Annotated in this window: 22 protein-coding genes; 3 read left to right on the forward strand and 19 right to left on the reverse strand. The window is 42.0% G+C overall.

The annotated features are described in order from the left end of the window. Window positions 1-3 precede the first annotated feature (3 nt). Window positions 4-210 (reverse strand): YqgQ family protein, encoded by a 207-nt coding sequence (locus LGO15_RS16815; protein WP_226085342.1) that lies wholly within the window; start codon window positions 208-210, stop codon window positions 4-6. Window positions 211-542: 332 nt separating this feature from the next. Next, complete coding sequence (locus LGO15_RS16820; RefSeq protein ID WP_226085343.1) at window positions 543-2,003, reverse strand: spore germination protein; 1,461 nt, start codon at window positions 2,001-2,003, stop codon at window positions 543-545. A gap of 261 nt (window positions 2,004-2,264) precedes the next feature. Between LGO15_RS16820 and LGO15_RS16825 the strand changes: the two genes are divergently transcribed. After that, window positions 2,265-3,146, forward strand: coding sequence for a hypothetical protein (locus tag LGO15_RS16825; protein ID WP_226085344.1), 882 nt, complete (start codon window positions 2,265-2,267; stop codon window positions 3,144-3,146). On the opposite strand, the gene LGO15_RS16830 is transcribed toward LGO15_RS16825, so the two are convergent. The 9 genes from LGO15_RS16830 to LGO15_RS16870 form a co-directional block, all read right to left on the reverse strand. Next, on the reverse strand, window positions 3,118-4,656 hold the full coding sequence (locus tag LGO15_RS16830; RefSeq protein ID WP_226085345.1) for a rhomboid family protein: 1,539 nt from the start codon (window positions 4,654-4,656) through the stop codon (window positions 3,118-3,120). The genes LGO15_RS16825 and LGO15_RS16830 overlap by 29 nt on opposite strands. A gap of 147 nt (window positions 4,657-4,803) precedes the next feature. Further along, a complete protein-coding gene (locus LGO15_RS16835) occupies window positions 4,804-5,001 on the reverse strand; it encodes a hypothetical protein (protein WP_167831556.1) in 198 nt (65 codons plus the stop codon). A gap of 161 nt (window positions 5,002-5,162) precedes the next feature. Then, the gene (locus tag LGO15_RS16840) at window positions 5,163-6,107 is read right to left on the reverse strand and encodes an L-lactate dehydrogenase (RefSeq protein WP_226085346.1); all 945 of its coding nucleotides are present in this window, start codon (window positions 6,105-6,107) and stop codon (window positions 5,163-5,165) included. 129 nt (window positions 6,108-6,236) lie between these two features. Continuing rightward, window positions 6,237-7,025 carry a DUF92 domain-containing protein gene (locus LGO15_RS16845; RefSeq protein WP_226085347.1) on the reverse strand — a complete coding sequence of 263 codons (789 nt, stop codon included), beginning with the start codon at window positions 7,023-7,025 and terminating at the stop codon, window positions 6,237-6,239. Beyond that, a complete protein-coding gene (locus LGO15_RS16850) occupies window positions 7,015-7,584 on the reverse strand; it encodes a 5-formyltetrahydrofolate cyclo-ligase (protein ID WP_167831559.1) in 570 nt (189 codons plus the stop codon). Before LGO15_RS16850 ends, LGO15_RS16845 begins: the two co-directional genes overlap by 11 nt. 156 nt (window positions 7,585-7,740) lie before the next feature. Further along, entirely contained in the window at window positions 7,741-7,890 is a 150-nt protein-coding gene (gene rpmG, locus LGO15_RS16855) for a 50S ribosomal protein L33 (protein WP_084221782.1), read from the reverse strand. Window positions 7,891-7,946: 56 nt separating this feature from the next. Next, window positions 7,947-8,579 (reverse strand): hypothetical protein, encoded by a 633-nt coding sequence (locus LGO15_RS16860; protein ID WP_167831560.1) that lies wholly within the window; start codon window positions 8,577-8,579, stop codon window positions 7,947-7,949. Then, a complete protein-coding gene (locus LGO15_RS16865; protein WP_226085348.1) occupies window positions 8,576-9,787 on the reverse strand; it encodes a glycosyltransferase family 4 protein in 1,212 nt (403 codons plus the stop codon). Before LGO15_RS16865 ends, LGO15_RS16860 begins: the two co-directional genes overlap by 4 nt. Beyond that, on the reverse strand, window positions 9,784-10,227 hold the full coding sequence (locus tag LGO15_RS16870; RefSeq protein ID WP_226085349.1) for a DUF4912 domain-containing protein: 444 nt from the start codon (window positions 10,225-10,227) through the stop codon (window positions 9,784-9,786). The genes LGO15_RS16865 and LGO15_RS16870 overlap by 4 nt, the downstream gene beginning before the upstream one ends. Before the next feature lie 329 nt (window positions 10,228-10,556). Here LGO15_RS16870 and LGO15_RS16875 point away from each other — a divergent pair, with 329 nt between their 5' ends. Further along, on the forward strand, window positions 10,557-10,931 hold the full coding sequence (locus LGO15_RS16875) for a hypothetical protein (protein WP_167831563.1): 375 nt from the start codon (window positions 10,557-10,559) through the stop codon (window positions 10,929-10,931). Continuing rightward, window positions 10,928-11,404, forward strand: a complete 477-nt coding sequence (locus tag LGO15_RS16880; RefSeq protein ID WP_167831564.1) for an endolytic transglycosylase MltG — start codon at window positions 10,928-10,930, stop codon at window positions 11,402-11,404. The genes LGO15_RS16875 and LGO15_RS16880 overlap by 4 nt, the downstream gene beginning before the upstream one ends. Window positions 11,405-11,478: 74 nt before the next feature. Here LGO15_RS16880 and phoU read toward each other — a convergent pair whose 3' ends face one another. From phoU to LGO15_RS16920, 8 genes are all read right to left on the reverse strand, one after another. Further along, window positions 11,479-12,138, reverse strand: coding sequence for a phosphate signaling complex protein PhoU (gene phoU, locus LGO15_RS16885; RefSeq protein WP_167831565.1), 660 nt, complete (start codon window positions 12,136-12,138; stop codon window positions 11,479-11,481). A 33-nt stretch (window positions 12,139-12,171) separates the two neighbouring features. Beyond that, window positions 12,172-12,996 carry a phosphate ABC transporter ATP-binding protein PstB gene (gene pstB, locus LGO15_RS16890; protein WP_167831566.1) on the reverse strand — a complete coding sequence of 275 codons (825 nt, stop codon included), beginning with the start codon at window positions 12,994-12,996 and terminating at the stop codon, window positions 12,172-12,174. 18 nt (window positions 12,997-13,014) lie between these two features. Further along, window positions 13,015-13,899, reverse strand: coding sequence for a phosphate ABC transporter permease PstA (gene pstA, locus LGO15_RS16895; RefSeq protein WP_167831567.1), 885 nt, complete (start codon window positions 13,897-13,899; stop codon window positions 13,015-13,017). Between the two features lies 1 nt (window position 13,900). Continuing rightward, complete coding sequence (gene pstC, locus LGO15_RS16900) at window positions 13,901-14,875, reverse strand: phosphate ABC transporter permease subunit PstC (protein ID WP_413231352.1); 975 nt, start codon at window positions 14,873-14,875, stop codon at window positions 13,901-13,903. 113 nt (window positions 14,876-14,988) lie between these two features. Beyond that, window positions 14,989-15,942, reverse strand: coding sequence for a PstS family phosphate ABC transporter substrate-binding protein (locus LGO15_RS16905; protein WP_226085351.1), 954 nt, complete (start codon window positions 15,940-15,942; stop codon window positions 14,989-14,991). Between the two features lie 223 nt (window positions 15,943-16,165). Continuing rightward, complete coding sequence (locus tag LGO15_RS16910) at window positions 16,166-18,298, reverse strand: peptidoglycan D,D-transpeptidase FtsI family protein (RefSeq protein ID WP_413231406.1); 2,133 nt, start codon at window positions 18,296-18,298, stop codon at window positions 16,166-16,168. 181 nt (window positions 18,299-18,479) lie between these two features. Beyond that, complete coding sequence (locus LGO15_RS16915; RefSeq protein ID WP_167831571.1) at window positions 18,480-19,700, reverse strand: MFS transporter; 1,221 nt, start codon at window positions 19,698-19,700, stop codon at window positions 18,480-18,482. A gap of 143 nt (window positions 19,701-19,843) precedes the next feature. Next, entirely contained in the window at window positions 19,844-20,452 is a 609-nt protein-coding gene (locus LGO15_RS16920; protein WP_167831572.1) for a superoxide dismutase, read from the reverse strand. Between the last annotated feature and the right edge of the window lie 31 nt (window positions 20,453-20,483).

Consider the following 20,483-nt stretch of genomic DNA (forward strand, 5'->3'; position numbering starts at 1 on the left):
TTCTCATTTGCGTTTTTTTTCTGTTTCCAGACGGATTTCTTGTCTTAAAAGTAAAATCGCAGACTGGTAATCTTTTGTCTCAATCAATTGGGAATTATAAAGTTCTTTCAGTTCGGCGGTCATGAGTTCTAAGTCTGCCACCCTGTCACCTATGTAAATAATTGTCCCGAATTTTTTCAGGAACTGCTGGATGTCATAAATCGTTTTCAACGTAATCCCCTCAATGTTTGTGAAAATAAGAACATGCTTTCATTACTTTAGTATAAAGGATACTCTATGCCTCCTCAAGTATGCAGGAGAAGATTTTATGACAAATAAGAAAGCGCATTACACATTTGTTAAGATTTTCGAATATAATTCATACCGAATATCCATTCATGGGATGCATTTTTTTCATAAAGGTACATTTCTCACCTAATCGTACCCTTAGGGGATGGAACTCCCCTTCATAAGGGCACATTTCTCGCCTATTACAGCTCTTTTGTGCATTTAAAAAACACCTGACAATGCTGTCAGGTGTTCAGATTAAGCGCTGCTTTTTTCTAACGATCTGGATCCTGTGGTTTGAGTATTCTTGGCCGCCTGTTCTTTAATGGAATCGGTGACCGTAGGAGCACGTCTCGGAAAGCCCTTGGGTTAAATGGAATGAACGGCCACAGGTATGGTACACCGAAGGATTTCATTCTTGCGAGCAAGATGAAGAACAGCAAGACACCGATCAGGAATCCATAAAGCTGGAATGCCGCAGTCAGCACTAACAAGAATATCCGCACTAGCCTGTTTGCCAGGCTCATTTCATAGCTTGGCGTTGCGAAGGTCCCGATTGCGGCAATGGCAAGATAAAGGATGACCTCATTTGTAAGAAGCCCGACTTCGACCGCCACTTGTCCAATCATCAGGGCCGCGACAAGTCCTAGCGCTGTTGCCAGTGAGGTCGGTGTATGTATGGCGGCCATCCTGAGCACATCGATTCCTATTTCAATCAGGAAAAACTGTAAAAACAAAGGAATCTGCCCCGGATCATTCGGCCCAATAAAGGCCATCTTCTCTGGCAGCAATTCCGGTTTGACTGCAAATAAATACCATAACGGAAGCAAAAACAGTGATGCCCACACAGCCAGGAACCTTACCATTCGCAGGTAAGCTCCGACTACCGGCTTGTTACGGTACTCCTCAGCATGCTGCAAATGGTGCCAAAAGGTCGTTGGCGTAATCAGGACACTTGGTGATCCATCCACAATGATGCAGACATGCCCTTCATACAGATGTGTTGCCGCGGTATCTGGCCGCTCTGTGTACCTTACTGTGGGAAATGGATTCCAGTGATGGCCAGAGATGAATTCCTCAAGGGTCTTCTCCCCCATCGGCAATCCATCCGTATCTATTTTACTGATAGAGTCCTTTATTTTCTTCACCATATCCGGATCGGCAATATCTTCTATGTAACAGACGACGATATCGGTTTGAGACCTCCTGCCGACCTGCATATACTCCATTCTCAAGGTGCGGTCACGGATTCGCCTTCTTGTAAGGGCGGTATTGAATACCAGTGTCTCCACGAAACCATCTCTGGAACCTCTAACTACCCTTTCTGTATCTGGTTCCTGCGGTCCTCGGACAGGATAGGTTCTTGCATCGATCAGAATGATTTCTGCCACGCCATCCACAGCCAGAGCAGTTGGACCAGCGAGTACCATATCCGCAACCTTATCAAGATCATCAGTCGTTTCTACCTCTACATAAGGTATGTACGTCTTGACCAGCTTTTTGAGGGTTTCAACGTCCAACGCTCCTGGCTCGAGCTTCGCCAGCAATTGCATGATATACAGCAGGATATCATCTTTTACGAAGCCATCCACCAGAAACAATGCCATGTCTCTCCCTGCGTACTCTACATCCAGCTGGATGACATCAAAACTCTTGTCGATTCCAAGTTCTTCTTTTAAAAATTCAATATTCTTTTTTAAGCTTTCGTGTACGGGATGCTTTGGTTTTTCTGCCATCTCTATTCAAACACCTTTCATTAAGGCTCTATTACAAACTTTTCCCATTTATTTTTCGTTCACTTGGAACAGGATTGTAATGAAATGAGTATCCTTCAATGCAGGGATCACCTTTACCATTTATTCAGGCCAATATTTTCCTGTCCACTTCTTTCACCATCTTAGACAAATAAAGAGAAAATCATACTTCATTGCATGTGTTAAGGACAAGTATCATATAGTGGTTATACCGACTCCTGATAATTTGAAAAGGGTGAGCTGATGAAAAAGTATTTATTTTTGGGTATTAGTGCACTGGCTATAGCCGTCTCAGCTTTGATGATCCAGCTTCAGAATATAAACAGTACGGAGGAGACGATCACTTTTTTTCCTTTGAATGAAGCAGTAAAGTACAAAAGTGCAATCACATCGTTACATTTGCAAAAAGATAAAAAGAATAATAAACATATTGTTGATTGGAAGGTACAGTCAACATTGGACCAGAAAGCATACTTGAGACAGGATATGGGTCTCTTGTTTGTTAACGGCCTTTTGAAAGGGAAGTTTGCCAAGTGGGAGCAAGAGACTGCAGGTGTAGAGCAGCAAGATTTCATATCAAGCGGGGAAAGTGCAAAATATGACGCCATCACTTTTCATTATTCAGAACTTCATGGGGACGGGGACAAAATCACAAGCGCGCAAGGAATGTCTGATGACATGCTTTATGTGATTGATTCTCCTTTCAGCCCACTCCAGTCCTTTTCGGTCGCCAAAAGCAAACAGGAGAAAGAATGGAAAAAGGTACTGGATCAGAGTGTAAGCAACAGACTAAGTAAAAGTCTGAAAAAGGCTGAAAAAACGTTTGGGTTTAGGGTCGAGAATTATATTGTGGTCCCCCTCGATACAATCAGACAGTATGAGGACCAGCCTCTGAATGGATTTACACAAAAGGAAACAGCCAATATTATTGGAAAGCTATGGGAGGGGCTATATAAGAATTATTATCTGGGCATAAAAAAAGGCGATGGCACTGTCGTAGACCCGATTGACAGTACCATGCCTTTGATTCTGGTATCAAAAGATAAAAGCCATCTGCTAGTTGTGACACAAACTGGTGATGGGGAGAGCACCGTGCTCAAGCAGCTTCTTCAAGGTAGTGATTGATCTGCTCAAGTGTTTTGCGGTAGCTTTCCTGCCCTGGGTTTAGCTCTACTGCCTTTTCTGCAAAGGTTTGGGCTTCCTCCAGGCTTTTTTCATCTAAATATATTAACGCGAGATTATAATAAGCTTCGTGAAAATCCGGTGCCAATTCAACTACCTGAAGTAGATTCCTTTTTGCGTCCTCAAGTCTGCCAAGCTTGATTTCAGTATAAGAAAGCATAAATAATGATTCGGCCGAAAGTGTCTCCGACTTGCGATAGTCTGACAGCAGATCATTAGCCTGTTCATACTCTTCTGCTTTAATATGCTGTTGGGCAAGCACCAAGATCGAACTTTCATCCACTATATTGGCCTTGCCGCTAAAGCCATATTGCAATGTTAAAGCTATTGCTGAAATCGTAACGAATAGAAAGGCGGTTTGCAGCAATGGCCGTTTCTTTTTAGGGAGGTGGAAAATGCCTGCTGAGACGAATCCGCCAACAAGTCCTCCAATATGTCCTGCATTATCGATTCCAGGAATCGTGAAACCAAAGGCAAGGTTGATGCCAAGCACTACAAGGATATTCAGCCCCAATGTCCTCCAAAACAGCCTTGGCTTCGCAACACCAAAATAAAGCAATGCGCCAAAGCAGCCAAAGATTGCGCCACTCGCCCCAGCCGAGAGGTTAGGACTGAAAATGAAACTGGCCAACACCCCGCTGAAACCAGAAAGGATATAAATAAATAAAAACCTCATGTTCCCGTAAAGCCTTTCAACCATCGTTCCCAAATAATATAAAGCCAGGGTGTTCATAAACAAGTGGAGCAGCCCAATGTGGAGGATAATCGGTGTGAAAAAGCGCCACCATTCTCCTTCTAGAATGAGCGGGTTGAATTTGGCACCAAATTTAATCAAGGTTGATGTATCCGTGCTGCCTCCAGCTGCCTCAAGAACAAGAAACATTAAAACTTGGATTGCAATGAATATATAGGTAAAAAAAGGCTTCCCATAATTGAAGATGGATTGCTCTTCTTTTGCCCGGCTAACCGCTCTGGACAGGGCATTCTTCTTAATGGACTCTACATCATCCTCCGAAAACTCCTCTGCCAGCTCAATCTCTATTTCATCATCGAATCTTTTTTCTATTTTACTTAAAGCATCATACACATTAGATCTTTCCACTAGTATGGTATCAACCGTCACCTTGCCATTATCCGAGAGAGCTGGTTCATCAATCCTGAATTCATAATCATCCACAGGTGGATAGGCGCTAAAGTAAAGGTTCAGAATCTTTAAGTCTCCTTTAGTGAGCTTCCTGCGGATTCTGTCTCCATTCTCAGAAGTCATTTTGATATCACGTTGGAGCCAGTTGCTCCAATCAAGATTATAGTGCAACAGGCGAACTACCTGCGAATGCTTGTTTTCTGTCTTTTCCAGCCACAACTCCCCATGGTCCTGCGATAGCTGGAGGATACGATACTCCTTCTTCACAATCAGGAATTCCGTGACCTTCCAAAACAAATACTCTTCCATAAAAGCCAACTTCTCCCCTACTTTCCTGCTCCGGTCCCTGCCGTTAATATGTATCTTGTTTTTCCTCTATAAAATGATTATAAACTAATGCTCCGTCTTCAAGATATCATGAACGCTTTAAAACAGAAAAAGACCTGACAAGGTCTTTTACTGAAATTCTGAAGGTCCTGAGAATAATGAATTCATCATTTTGCTTCTGATACCTGGCATCCCCATGATTGAACCCACAGCCACTCGGCGTAAAAACCTGTTGCCAAGAAGCATATTCATGAGCCGGTACCTATTTTCAATAACAAAATAGCCAGCCAGTCCAAGCATAAAGATCGAGACCATTTTCCTTGCCATATTAATCCCTCCCTTTTTATTTTGGTAATTAATCCAACTTTTTATCCACTCAACTTTTAAGATTACTTGCAAAAGATGCATATATAATAGAAGAAAGCGGTTACAAACTTATGAATAGAAAAAGGGCTGCATTGATCAGCAGCCCTTCCATCCATTTTTCCTTATATGATGGAATCCATTACTTTTCTCAATACTCCCACAGAATGGTTAAACTTCTGTTGTTCATCTTCATCAAGGGAAAGCTCAACAATTTCCCTGATTCCGTTGCGGTTAACGATAGCTGGCACTCCGATATAGATATCTTCATGGCCATATTCGCCGTTTAGTTGGGCTGAAACGGTCAAAATCGAGTTTTCATCCTGGAGGATCGCCTTGGTCAAGCGGACAAGACCCATGGCAATTCCATAATAGGTAGCTCCTTTACGCTGGATAATATGATAGGCAGCATCACGTACATTGGTGAAAATCTCCTCAAGATCATCATGCTTATAATGTTCCTGATCTTTCATCATATTCGCGATTGGCTTGCCGCCTATATCAGCATGACTCCAAACAGGCAATTCCGTATCTCCGTGTTCTCCAATGATATAGGCATGGACATTCCTGGTATCGACTTTAAAATAGTCTCCGAGCAAGAATCGGAATCTTGCTGTATCCAGAATCGTCCCCGAACCGATGACACGTTCCTTTGGCAGCCCGGAGTATTTCCATACAGCATATGTAAGGATGTCAACAGGGTTTGTTGCCACCAGGAAAATCCCATCAAAACCGCTTGCCATGATTTCATCAACAATGCTCTTAAAGATTTTTGAGTTTTTTTCCACAAGATCAAGTCTTGTTTCACCAGGTTTTTGATTGGCACCTGCGCAAAGGACAACCAAGTCTGCATCCTTGCAATCAGCATAGGAGCCAAACCATATTTTCGTCTGGGAAGGAGCGAATGCCATTCCATGGTTTAAGTCCATCGCGTCTCCTTCAGACTTTTCCTTGTTAAGGTCGACAAGCACTAATTCTTCAGTTACTCCCTGATTGACCATCGCAAATGCATAACTCGAACCAACAAAGCCTGTTCCAACAAGGACAACACGATTTACGTGATTTTTCATCCAGGATCCCACCTTGCATAATTATTTGTTAATTTAATTGTACTTTTTCTTCTCATCTGAATATATAACTTTTCTTCCTTAGTAAACGTTATCATTATAAACATTTTGTTACATTTCAATTCGGCTGGTTTAAAGCAGGTTATATAATGACATTCCCAATATAGCCACTGTGAAACATGAGATGAAATTCACAGCGTCGTTGTTCATATTGCTAAAACCTGAAACCTGCTTGGTTGGCGTGGAGCAATGGGACATTTTTTCAGTATGGACATTGCAGCGAACGCATTGGAATCCTGCCTGAAAATAGGCACCAAGCAATGTGTCTGCCAACGAACCTGCCAACCCGAACAAAAACACGAATAAAACCCAAACAAGATTGCCGCCGAAAAGTGACAAAGCGGTTAAAGCAATCAACAAGGAACCTGCTGCTGAAGCTGCCGTACCAAAACCAGAAACCGCACCTGAGGTTCCTCGTGGCACCCTTTTACATGATTTAATTGATATTGGCTGCTGTTTGCTCAAAACACCCAGTTCTGATGCCCATGTATCTGCATTGGCACTGGCAAGGGAGATGGCAAGTACAAGAAGCCAAACCGGATCAGGTGAAATAAAATTAACCACACCTGCAAACGCTGCCGTTCCTCCATTTGCAGCTACCTGGGCCCAATCCCTCGCCGATCCTTTTTCATGAATTTCTCCCAGCTGTTCCTTCACTTTACTTTTATATCTGGACAGAAGGCTGGAGGTGAGAAAAAAAACTCCCATTAAGGTAAGACCCTTCAAACCGAATCCTGCCCATACGGTCAAACCGGTGAAAAAAGCAGCAAAAGCTCCCGATGGTTTCAATAGTTTTAAAAACCCTGAAGCCACGGAGAATATAGCAATAAACCCAATTACCAACAGCTGGTCAATCCCCAATGATGATGACTCCTTCGCTGCTGACTATTTTTCGTACCGGGATATCATGGCTTTCAACAGGAACTTCTGGAACAATTTGGTTTTCGAAAGCCAGAGAAACCGTATTCCCTTGATAGTTTGCCAGAAAACGGTCGTAGTATCCTCCTCCGAACCCGAGCCTGTATCCTTCATTCGAAAAAGCGATTCCAGGCACAACCACTAAGTCGATTTCATCATGGCTTACTGACTCCGTTTCGGAAACGATCGGCTCCAATAAACCATAATAGACCGATTCCAGTTCAGAAAATCTCTTGAGTTCCCTGAAGTTTAATTGACGTGTCTTTGGCTCGCATTTTGGGACGACCATCCTTTTCCCCTGTTCCCAGCCTTTCCTGATAATCTGAAATGTATCTATCTCTGGAGCCTTTGAAACCGTAATAGCGATTGTTGAAGCTTCCATCCACTCTTCGGTTTGAAATAACTGTTGTCCAACCCGGTAAGACAGATCTTCATATTCAGGCTTGCCCAGCTCTGCTAGTTTTTCTTTCATGCCCTGTCTCAGGGCTTTTTTTGCATCCATTCATGCTTCCCCCAAACGTTATAGGCTACCTTATGTATTGATTTCTGCACATCTGTATGGACTATATATATTAACAATACCATTCCTGGAAGCATCGAAGAAATGATTTTTAGATTTTTAGGCAAATAAAAAAGCAGCTGGGAAAAATCCCGCTGCTTATTTTGTTTCGCGATGTACTGTTGCGCGCTTATCTCTAGAGCAGTATTTCTTAAGCTCAAGACGATCTGGGTTGTTACGCTTATTTTTTTTAGAAATATAGTTGCGCTCTCCGCATTCTGTGCAAGCTAATGTAATATTTACACGCATGTGATTTCCCTCCAAACTATTCAAGCTAGGTTCGTGCATACGACTTTTCTATAATATCACTTTTTGTCGGGAATTGCTAGTGTGTTTTTTAAAAGCATTGTATTCAGGTGAACTACTGTATTTTTTTCATTCCCTTCAATCATCCAGCAGCTGCTTTTTTGTGTTTCACGAGGGTTCATTTTCAGATCAAGTGAGAACAGGCTTGCTGCTGAACCCTTTGCCATTGGCTGATAATTAAGCTTCCCTGTTTTCCGGCAATTCCAAAGCCGTTCAGTGCTCACATTCCATATCGGCTGCACTGTACACTGCTTCATCCTTCCACTGCCATTCACTCCATTTACGAGATATACCCTCTTATCCGCAAAATGAAAAATCACATTTTCATTTGGTGAAACAAAGCTGAATTGTTCGGTGGCACTTTCTGCATGCCGCTGCATCAAAATCAGTCTCGCTTCTTTCTCCACTTTCGAATGGTTGGTGACATATAGATCGAAAAAATCAACCTTTGAGTGGACATTTGCTTGTTTGATTCGTATCGATAGGTCTTCCTGGGGCAGAAGTTTCTCTGTCATATTCCCAAGCCAATACACTTTACCATTCACCCAAATTCCTGGACTTAAGATCAGTGGTTTCCTGCTCCGTTCGTAGTTTTCTTCATTGTCGATTTGGAGATAAGCATTCACCTTCATCTAACACCCTCCTTTTTGAATTTTTTTGATAACGCACTTATATATAGTGTATCTGTATCCTTCGCATTTCGTGCCCAGCTGAATTTCTCATTGATGGATTCCTTAGCTCTTCGGCCGATTACTTTAGTCGAGGCTTCATTTTCAAGAATCCATTCTATAATGTGGACAAGACTTTTTTCATTCTCTGGCTGCATATAGAATCCGGTTTGATAATCCTCGATCAATGTTTGCATCCCTCCGGTTTTCGCGACGACGGTCGGGACACCTGCAGCAAGTGCCTCAGCAGCCGCAAGTCCAAATGGCTCATAACTGCTTGCAAAAACAGCGAGATCGGCTCTCATCATCATGCTTGTCCGAATATCTTCATTTATGAAGCCAATAAAATGGACAAATCCATCGAGTCCCAGCTCCCTGACCTTTTCCCTGTACCAGTCTAATAGCGGCCCATTACCAGCTATCACAAAACATACTTCCCTTTGCTTATGCTTCAAAAGGCCTGCAGCAGCAATCAAGGTTTGGAACCCTTTTTCTTTAACGATTCTTCCTAAGGAGAAAATCAGCTTCTTACCTTTTAGAAATGGATATAACTCCTCGATATCGAATGCTGGCTGCTCCACTGTGCCTGAAACTGCCCCATTTGGAATGACAGTAACTTTTTCTATGGGGACTTTGAATAAAGAGATGACCTCAGCTTCCATAAAATCACTGCATACGATGATTTCATCTGCATCATGACAGAGTTCATTCTCTTTGTTTGCAATAAATTGCTGAAGATCCGAAAAAACACCTTTATTCCGTCCAAACTCCGTACCATGCACTGTTGCAATCAGTGGTATCTCCAATTTTTTGCTCAGAAAAGCTGCTGCAGCTCCCGTCATCCAGTCATGGGTATGAACAAGATTGAATTCAATATGGTTTGCGATATTCAATGCTTCTTCAATGATGGCAACATTCAACCCGGCCATCCAGGAGAGGAAATCGGGATCCTGTTCGTTGATGGGATTTACACGGTGAATGTGAACATTCCCTTGTTTTTCATAGTCTGTGCTATCATTTGGTTTACTCGTGAGGATATGTATTTGCTGATTTCTTTTGGAAAGCTCATCTGACAATGCATGTACATGTCTGGCAAGCCCGCCAATTATATGAGGTGGGTATTCCCATGAGAGCATTAAAATAGTTTTTTCTTTATTCTCGATGACTGTCACTTGTGGATGCTCCCTTCCAGATTCTCATAATAGGTGTAGGTGCTCACCTTTCCAACCCACCCTGGTGCAGGTGGCTGAACTGTTGTTAAGTGGTTGCTGCCATCCAGAATAATCGACTTGGATTGTAATAATGGCAAAAACGTCTCTGGACTGCGTTTAACTCCCAGCTCAACATAATAATTACCGTTGTGCTTGATTCCCTTGAACATCCAGCTTGACACATCTGGACGAAGAATCACCTCCTGGAGGACTCTTCTGGAATCCTGTTCAAATAAGCGCAGGCTCCTGATAATCTTGTCTTCCGGTATATAAAAGTAATCACCAATGAACTTGACTTTTTCATCCTGCAGCTGCCAGTAAATCAGCAGCTTTCCAGGTGAAAGGCTTCTCGCAACTAACTGATCCTGAAGCTTGTATAATTTCTGTTGCCTCTCTGTCACGATGCACCTCCAAATGAACCATTATATGAATAGAAGTAAAAATATATTCTTTAAATTTATGTTAGCATGTTCCTCTGCCCGCCACAATGAACGCAAATTGTCACAATTTGCAGCTTGCTGGGTACTCTGTGCCGAACTCTCCAATTATTTTTCAGTAGTCTTTTAGGATTACAAATATGGTGGGGATTCGACAGCCTTTACAACGATTGGAAATCATAATAAGACAAAACTATCATTTTTTTTCAGGAAAAAAATATCAATCGAATTATTCAAACTTGAATGGTAAACTAATTCTATGTGTTCTAATAACAGCTCGGGAGGAATAACAGATGGGCTATATAATCACCAGCCTTTTTGTCCTGGCCGTGCTTCTTTTCGTCATTTCATTCTTTTTAAAGGATCCTTACAAAGAATTGCGAGAAGAAATCGACCAGCTGACAATCCAACAAATCCAGGATCTATACCAAATCAAGAAAAAGCTTAAAGTATTGGAGGAAGAATTGCTTGTTAGTGATACTACTCTGGAAAAGCAATCTTCATTTCATACTGGCAAAAAGCAAATACACGAAATCATTAAAAACCAAGTCTGGTCACTTGCCCAGCAAGGGATGGATATAAACCAGATTGCAAAGCAATCATCTCTCACAAACCAGGAAGTCCAGGAAATCATTAATGAATTTGTTGATAAAGGACAGATCGTATGAATAAAAGAACAGCTCAAGCATTCGCATTAGGACTTATTTTTGCAGCGATTTTTCTCTGGGCGGGCAGCAGCGTGATCGCCAAAAAAGAGCCAGAGAAGGAAGTTGGCGTTACAGATGCCAAGAAGATTCTTGAGGAAAAAGGCTATAAAGTGTTGAGCAGCGGCGAATATGCCGAACTTAACGAGAAAAAAGCAGAAGTTATAAAAGAAGAAAAGCCAAAAGAAGAAGCTCCTGCTGAGAAAAAAGAAGAAGTAAAGGAAGAAAAGAAGTTCACCCTCATAATCGCCGGCGGGATGTCACCAGGTGATGTCGCTACCATGCTGGCAAGCCAGGGAATCATCGACGACGAAACAAAATTCGAGCGATTCCTGATTGACCAGGGTTACCATACTAAGGTTCAAATCGGCAAATACGAATTGACCAGCGGCCTTGATTATCACCAGATCGCCAAGATCATCACAAAAAACAGATAATGATGAAGGCCCTCTTTTGGAGGGTCTTTCTTTTAGTATTTAAAAAGGAGCAGGGAATCCCTGCTCCTTCATCCTTATTGATTAAGATCATATCTCTTTCCTTTTACAAGGTAAAAGACATTTTCGGCGATATTCGTTACATGGTCTGCTGAGCGTTCAAGATAACGGCTGATAAATGAAAGCTGAGTGATTTGTGCCAGCTGTTCAGGCTTCGTTTGCGCAAGTTTCAATAGTTCCTTGATTGTCTCCCCATAAAGGTCATCAACCTGGTCATCCATTTGCGCAACCTGCCGTGCTTTCCCCAGATCCTCTTCATTATACGCCTCTAATGACAGCTTAAGCATTTCAAGCGAGATTTGGTGCATTTGCTTAATATGCTCAATTGGCTTTACAAGCGGCTCTTTTCCAATCCTGATCGTCGATTTCGCAATGTTAACGGCGAAGTCTGCCATTCTTTCGATATCTGTCGCAATCTTGATCGCGACAATCAGCCTTCTTAAATCCACAGCTACAGGCTGCTGCTTCGCAATTAAAAGGATAGCAAAGTCATTGATTTCCTCTTCAAGGAGATTCGCTTGGGCATCATCCTCAAGAATTTTCAAAGCAAGTTCAATATCCTTTTTCTCGAGAGCTTCTAATGACTGGTTAAGCGCACTGACCGCAAAGTTACCAAGTTCAAGCAACTTTCCGTGCAGTGTCTTCAGGTCTTCATCAAATTTCCCTCTTACTACCATCTATCATCATCCTTCCAAATGAAATAAATTCGATCAACCGAAACGTCCAGTTATATAATCTTCTGTTCTCTTATCCGATGGATTTGAGAAGATCTTATCAGTCTCAGCAAACTCGATGACTTCACCATTCAAGAAGAATGCGGTTCTATCTGAAATTCGTGCGGCCTGCTGCATGTTATGTGTAACAATGATGATACTGTAGTCTTTTTTTAGTTCCTGGACAAGTTCCTCAACCTTCAAGGTCGAAATTGGGTCAAGTGCTGACGTTGGTTCGTCCATCAGGATGACATCCGGTTCAATGGCAAGCGCACGGGCGATACAGATACGCTGCTGCTGTCCGCCAGACAGGCCATAGGCATTCTGGTTCAACCGATCCTTTACGTCATCCCAGATGGCAGCCCCTCTTAAGCTTTTTTCAACGATTTCATCCAGAACCTTTTTATCGCGGATACCATGAATCTTAGGGCCATATGCGATATTATCATATATGGATTTAGGGAACGGATTTGGCTTTTGGAATACCATTCCTACACTCGTCCTTAAATCTTCAACCTGATAGGATTTTTCAAGGATGTTTCTCCCCCTGTATAAAATCTCACCAGAAATTTTCACAGTCGGAACAAGTTCAACCATTCGGTTCAACGTTTTAATATACGTTGACTTACCGCAACCAGACGGTCCAATGATGGCTGTTACCTCATTTTCATTGATCGCAAGGTTGATATTTTTCAGGGCATGGCCTTCACCATACCAAAGATTCAAATCCTTTGTTTCATATACAACTTTTTTTGTATCTTCTTTAGTTGGATTTGATTTCGTATTTACAGACGTGTTTGCCTTTTCTGTCACTACAGACATAAGGGTAACCCTCCCAGACTAATATCTTTTTTGGAACTTATTACGGATCAAAATGGCAATTGAGTTCATCACAAATAATACAAGCAAAAGAATGACAATGGTTGCAGCTGCCAGGTTGGCATATTCAGCAACAAGAGCTGAGTCTATTGTCCAATAATAAATTTGGACTGGCAAAATCGTGAATTTATCAAAGATTCCGTCTGGAATAGGTATTAACAGTGCAGGAATGCCTATAACGACAAGTGGTGCAGTTTCCCCGATTGCACGCGAGAGTGCAAGGATGACACCAGTAAGAATCCCAGGCAATGCAGCTGGCAAAACAACATTCTTGATTGTCTGCCATTTAGTTGCGCCCATTCCATAGGACGCTTCTCGCAAAAATTGCGGTACGGCACGGATCGCTTCTTGGCTTGCCACAACCACGACAGGAAGGACAAGCAAAGCCATAGTCAATCCACCGGCCAGTACTACAGAACCTAAATCAAGAGTTCTTGCAAATACAGTCAATCCAAGGATACCGAATACCACGGAGGGAACCCCTGCCAGATTAGAGATGTTCGTTTTAATAAAAGAAGAAATACGGCCTTTTGTTGCATATTCTTCAAGATATATCGCTGTTCCGATTCCAAGGAGCATTGTTACCGGAGCCACTACCACCATCAACCAAAGTGTCCCTGTGATCGCTCCCCATATACCGGCTCTTTCTGGGTCAGTCGATAGTCTATTCATCAGGAAATCCACGTTAACCCATGGTAAACCATCTTTTAAAACACGGTAGATTAAAACAACCAAAACAATCAGACCGAAAAGTGTGGCAAAAAAGAATAACCCTTTTGCAAGGTTATTTGCCAATAACCTGGAACCCATTTTTTTCTGGACTTGAGTTGAATCTACATATTTCATTTTAATATTCCTCCCTGAACCTGCGAGAGATATATTGAGCTACAAGGTTCATGATCAGCGTGAACACAAATAATGTCATTGCAACAGCATAAAGACTGTAATACAGAGTTGTTCCAGCAGCTGCCTCGCCGCCAGTTACTTCTACAATATACGCCGTCATAGTCTGCATCGATTGTGTTACGTCGAAGGTGAAGTTCTTTGAACTGCCGCTAGCAATCGCAACAATCATCGTTTCGCCAATTGCCCTTGATATCCCAAGCACAAATGAGGCAATGATACCTGAAATAGCTGCCGGTATGACAACCTTCCATGTCACCTCAAGCTTAGTGGCACCTAAAGCCAATGCACCTTCTCTCATGGCATTCGGCACAGAACTCATTGCATCTTCTGATAAAGAGGCAACCATCGGAATGATCATGATTCCCATTACGATCCCTGGGCTCAATATATTTGTCGGTTCAAGACCGGGAATAAATGACCTTAGTAATGGTGTTACAAAAGTAAAAGCAAAGAAACCATAAACAATTGTCGGAATCCCTGCCAAAATTTCAAGGATCGGTTTTAATAATCTGCGAGTCTTCTCAGAAGCATACTCACTCAGGAAAATCGCTGTCATCAATCCAACCGGAATGGCTACAAGCATCGCAATTACCGTGGATATGAGTGTACCAGTAAGCAAAGGCAATACGCCAAATACAGCATTCTCACCGAGTGGCTTCAATTTAGTGCCTGTGAAGAAATCAATAAAGGGAACATCCTTAAAAAAAGCGATCGTCTCGGTCAATAATGTAAGTACAATTCCAATTGTCGTAAAAACGGATATTGCTGCAATACCAAATAATATTTTAGGAATTAATTTTTCAGTTGTATTGGTGATGCTCTTGGTACTTTTCTTTTCCTGTATGAGTTCACGAACATTCAACTTCTGGCCGTGATCTCGGACAACACTTTTTGCCACGTGAATAACCCCTTTCATTCTTCTCATCCAAGGAAGAATTTTCCTTATAGTGTCCAAAGGAAAATAATATTACATATTCACACGCAAGAAGATGAGAAGGTTAGACCTCTCATCTTCTCGTGTGTCTGGCATTACTTCTTCATGCCATTCAATGTATCAAGAACAGCTTTTACATCTTCATCAGATAATGGTGCAAAACCAGTCTCTTTTGCAACATCCTGTGCATTGTTCATTGTGTAAATAGCATAATCCAGTACTTGCGGTTTTTCTTTAGCATTGTTCACATTTAAATATGTGAAAACCGGACGAGTAAATGGAGCATAATCACCATCTTCTTTGATAGTGTCCAAAGACGGCTCCACAGGGCCATTGCCGAAGTCGACTTTTACCGCAGAAAGCTTGTCTTGGTTGCTTTCATAATAACCATAACCGAAGAAACCAATTGCATTCTTATCCTTAGAAACAAGGTCAACTAGAGTTGAGTAATCCTGCTGAAGATTAATGTCTTCTGGAAGATCCTGTTCTTCAAGGATTTTTTCAAACATGAATTCGTATGTTCCATGGTTTTCATTTGGACCATAGGTCTTTATTTCTTCATCCGGGAAGTCAGCACGGACATCAGACCACTTTTTCTTTCCAGCACTAGCAAGGAATATATCTTTAACTTCTTGTTCAGTAAGCTCAGTAGCCCAGTCATTATCTTTATTGATGACAATTGTAATACCATCAAGTGCAACTTTCATTTCCTGTACTTCAATACCAAGTTTTTCTGCTTCTGCTTTTTCTTCTTCCTTAATCTGGCGGGAAGCATCATTGAAGTCTGTTCCATCTTCTGCAAGGAACTTCTTGAAACCGGCCGATGTTCCTGAGCGGCTTACTTCAACAGAGACATTTTCTTGTTCTCCCATATAATTTTCCGCCATACGTGCCATGAATGGATAAACAGTACCAGAACCATCGATTACGACGCTGCCTTCTAGTTCTTCACCGTTTCCACCTTCATTATCCCCACCACCACAAGCTGCAGCAAATACCATAACAGCTGCCAGCATTAAAAACAGACTCATCTTTTTAAAACTTTTCATTCTTCAATTCCCCCTAAGAGATGTGAATGTATGTTATGTCCTACAGAAATAAGAATAACTTTATTTTTTTAATGTTGTTTTAACTGAATGTAAAGGTTTTGTAAATTCGGGTGTATTTTGTGTAATTCTGTCGATTTACATACAAAGGATTTTCCGGTTGCTGATAGTATGCCCAGCATGAATAAAAAAAACTGCCTCATCTGAGACAGTTTAAGAATATGATTTATTGTTCTGTTTCCGTTTCGATTTCCTCTAAAAGCTCCGTTCCTTCTTCTTTTTCTTCAATTTCCTGGACTGGCTGTTCAGGATTCATGTTTCCTTCCAGTCGCTTCTTCTTCAGTTCGAAGTACGTATCAAGGACTCTCCGTCCGATATCATTGTTCGCATGATGACCCTGATTTCCTTCATATGCCCAAGGTACCATGACAGCCATGGCAATTTCCGGATTTTGATATGGAGCATACGCAACCAGACTCAAGTTCATTACTTCTGGAGGCAATTCATAATTCTTTCTCTTTGGACCATCATAATAAGCTTGGGCAGTCCCCGTTTTGCCAGCAGGTTTGTAATCGGCCGTATAAAATGCTCCATAGGCTGTACCGCCACGCTCCTGCATAACCCTTCTGAAACCCTCCTGGACTCTGTCAAACCATTCTGGTTTGCCATCGACCTTATTCAGGATGACAGGTTCAAATTCATTCAAGACTGGTCCTACTTCATTATTTTTCATAACTGGCTCTCTGATTTCTTTGACGATCCTTGGCTGAAGTCTGTTGCCTCCATTTGCGATCGTTGAAACATATTGTGCCAGTTGAAGGTTTGTATACGTATCATACTGGCCAATCGCAAAGTCAAGCAAGAGACCAGGACCTGTATCTCCGCCCTTGAAACCGACCATTTCATTTGGCAGATCTATACCTGTCCTTGTGCCAAGGCCAAATTGACTGAAATAATTCCTCATTGTGTCAAACGCTTGGGGCTCAAGGTACAAAGGCTGATCATATTTGTAATTTCCTTTTCCGATATTAATCGCCGTCCTGAACATGTATACGTTAGATGACACCTTAAGGGCATTGCGATCATCAAGTGTACCCAGGCCTGCTTTCCATGATTTTTTTGGATTCGTGCCTGCAATTTTAATTGGTGTATCGTAAAACTGTGTACCCGGACTGATTGCCCCGGTATTGAATCCTGTTAAAATCGTTGCTCCTTTAACAGCTGACCCAACGTTGTAAGAAGTTGTAAAATTTCCGCTCGCAAAATCCTGCATGACCGTTTTGCCAGTTTCTTCATCCCTTACGATCTGCTTTCCAGCAAGCGTTAAGACCTCACCTGTATTAGGGTCCATCAATACAACAAATGCCCTATCCAGAAGCCCTGTTCTAGGCTGCTGCTTCGCATTTGCCAATTCTTCTTCGATGATTTTCTCCACAGCGAGCTGAAGGTCCATATCGATCGTCAGCACAAGGTCTTTTCCTCGCTGTCCGTCAGTAATCACCTGTGTGTCAAGAACGTTTCCGCCTTTGTCCGTAATGTTTTTAACCTTTGCCTTCTGCCCGTGCAGCACATCCTCGTATTGCTGCTCGATATAGCTTAGACCCACTCTGTCGTTCCGGCTGTACCCTCGTGCCAGATAATACTCTAGCTTTTCTTTCGGAAGACCCTTCTCTGAGTCACTTACTTTCCCTAAAATGGATTTCAGCGTTTTATCATAGCTATATTGACGCTCCCAGTCCGTGGTTGTGTCGACGCCTGGCAGCATTTCGAGATTTTCACTTACTATAGCGAACTCCTCAGGTGTTACATCCTTTTTGACGATTTGCGGAGATAGTGCGTATCCGCTCATCATCTCACGTAAAATAGCAAGAATCTCCAGGTCGTCCTTCGTTAATTCATTCAACTCTTTTTCCGTTATCCGATCAAGCTGGAGATTATAAAGTGCTTTATCATCCAGTTTCTTTTCATCATACTCTGCCCATTCTTTTTCATTTATTTTTTCTCGGGCACGCTCTTCATTCCTTAAAATCCAGTAATCCTTTTTATCCCGTTCCCTGACTTTCTTTAAGTCATCCTCGGAATCCTTTGATATCAGTTTTGCAAGTCGTTCTGCGACCAGCAGCATCTCCTTTGTATCGGTGCTCTGGCTCTTTGTATACGTTATTGCCTTACTAGGCGTATTATCAACAATCGGCTTCATGTTTCGGTCATACATCTTCCCTCTAGGAACAGGATTGTTCACCGTCACATCTTCTGTCCGCTCTATTTCCCGTTTGAAATCCTCACCGTAAACAATTTGAACAATGCCAAGCCTTAAAATCAACATCGAAAATAAAACAAAAACCGCGAAAAAAACCATATTCAGCCTGAATGGAACATGTGTCTTTTTTTTCTTTTTGTTCAAGCCTCTCCCACCTCTTCAGTCTGTATGTCCAAAAATGCACTATATACTATTTTACCGAATATGGATGTCTTTTTCTATTAATAAACTGTATCAGAAATATTTTCCATTCATTTGAAAAAACCGGGAGTCATCCCGGTTATGCTGGAGCCTTCAACTGGATTTTCCTGATAAAAAGGTAAATCAATGTATGGCCGCTCCCAAGAATGACAAGGAGGATCGGTATTGCCTGCTCTTCATTGAAGATACGGATCGAAGCCAGGAATAGTAATATAGAAGAAACCCGGCCAAGATTCAAAAATAATTCGCGGACAACTACATATTCGATTCTCATTTCAGCCGCCTTCCAGCCGCGCCCTATGACGTCATAAGTCATAGAAACATACGGGACGAGAAGCAATGGATAAGCAACTGCAATCAGAGCCGCATACAGCAACAGCCGGAAATAGGTGACCTGGAAAACAATCAGGAATATGGCGAGGAAAAGAAGGATTCCTCCCACAAGGATTGCTTTTTTTCTGTATTCCTTTTTCAGCATTCTTGAGACAAAATAATAGGCAAGAAATGAAATCCCCGAATTGATCAGTCCATAAGTACCCAACGCCATCTCACTGTCAGTGGCAATGAAAACAAATACCGATACAATGAAAACAAATACTCCCTCTCTCAGGCCTTGGAAAAAATGAGCATTTGTAACCATTCGCCAATTTTTATCATGTTTTCTTTCTGCTATGATTCGCTGGAACCAATACTTCCCGTGTGCTGGTCTGCGTTTCAGGAAGAAACTAAGCAATACAGCGATTGAAAACAGCCCCAATGAAAGTCCGAATACTACTGTATAGCCGGTCAATTTTTCAAGCCTGGAGATAATAAATCCTGCAGCTACTGGTCCAATCATCCCTCCGACTGAACCAAGGATGCCCAGAAAACCATTAAAGAAATCTCGTGTTTCCGGTTCAGTAATTTCAAAAGTAAGGACATTGTAGGCTAACCAATAGAAACCATATCCAATACCAAGGAGCACACCTAATAGCAGCAAAAATTCGGAAGCTTTGGTGCCAACAAGCAAAACTGTTACATAAAACAACGCCAGAAAAATGACACCGATTCGAAGTACTATTACCCTGTCGACTTTCTTAGCCCACCTTCCAGCAAGTATAAAAGTAAGCGGCTGGGCTACAACAATTGATAAATTATACATTGCGAGATCAGCCAATTCACCTGATTGCTTCCATAAATAAATGTTAACAAAGGTATTCGAAAGGGCAATGCTCAATGAGTACAATCCCCCAATAATCAATAGGAGCGCTAAATCCTTTGTCAGTTCAATGTCTCCTAATAATCTGTTTACTTTGCTCATGATCGACTCCCCTTTTCTCTTGGGTAGTTTCTAACAAAGTAAAGGGGGTTATTCAGTTTTTCCCGACAGTCTTCAAGGACCGTAATAGGGCATGAAAAAGAGAGGCTGCATCGAACTGCCAGCCTCTCTACTATCAACGATTATTATTTTGCAGAAGCGTAACGCTTGCTAACTTCTTCCCAGTTAACAACGTTCCAGAATGCACCAATGTATTCAGGTCTTCTGTTCTGGTAGTTCAGGTAGTATGCATGCTCCCAAACATCAAGTCCAAGGATTGGAGTCTTGCCTTCCATTAATGGAGAGTCCTGGTTTGGAGTGCTAGTCACTTCAAGCTCACCGTTGTTAACAACAAGCCAAGCCCAGCCTGATCCAAAACGAGTAGTTGCAGCTTTAGAGAATTCCTCTTTGAAGCCTTCGAAGCCGCCAAACTTAGAGTTGATTGCTTCTGCTAATTCTCCAGCAGGCTCGCCGCCTCCGTTTGGAGAAATCACTTGCCAGAATAGAGAGTGGTTCGCATGTCCGCCGCCATTGTTGCGAACTGCAGTGCGTGCTGCTTCAGGAACCGCATCAAGGTTTGAAACAACTTCTTCAACAGACTTAGAAAGAAGCTCTTCGTTTCCTTCCAAAGCGTTGTTAAGGTTTGTAACATAAGTGTTGTGGTGCTTAGTGTGGTGAATATTCATTGTTTCTTTGTCGATGTGTGGCTCAAGTGCATCATATGCGTAAGGTAATTGTGGTAATTCAAATGCCATTTTTAACATCCTCCTATGTATCGTTTTCACT

Source organism: Mesobacillus sp. S13, from assembly GCF_020422885.1.
In the GTDB taxonomy this organism is placed as follows: Bacteria; Bacillota; Bacilli; order Bacillales; family Cytobacillaceae; genus Mesobacillus; species Mesobacillus selenatarsenatis_A.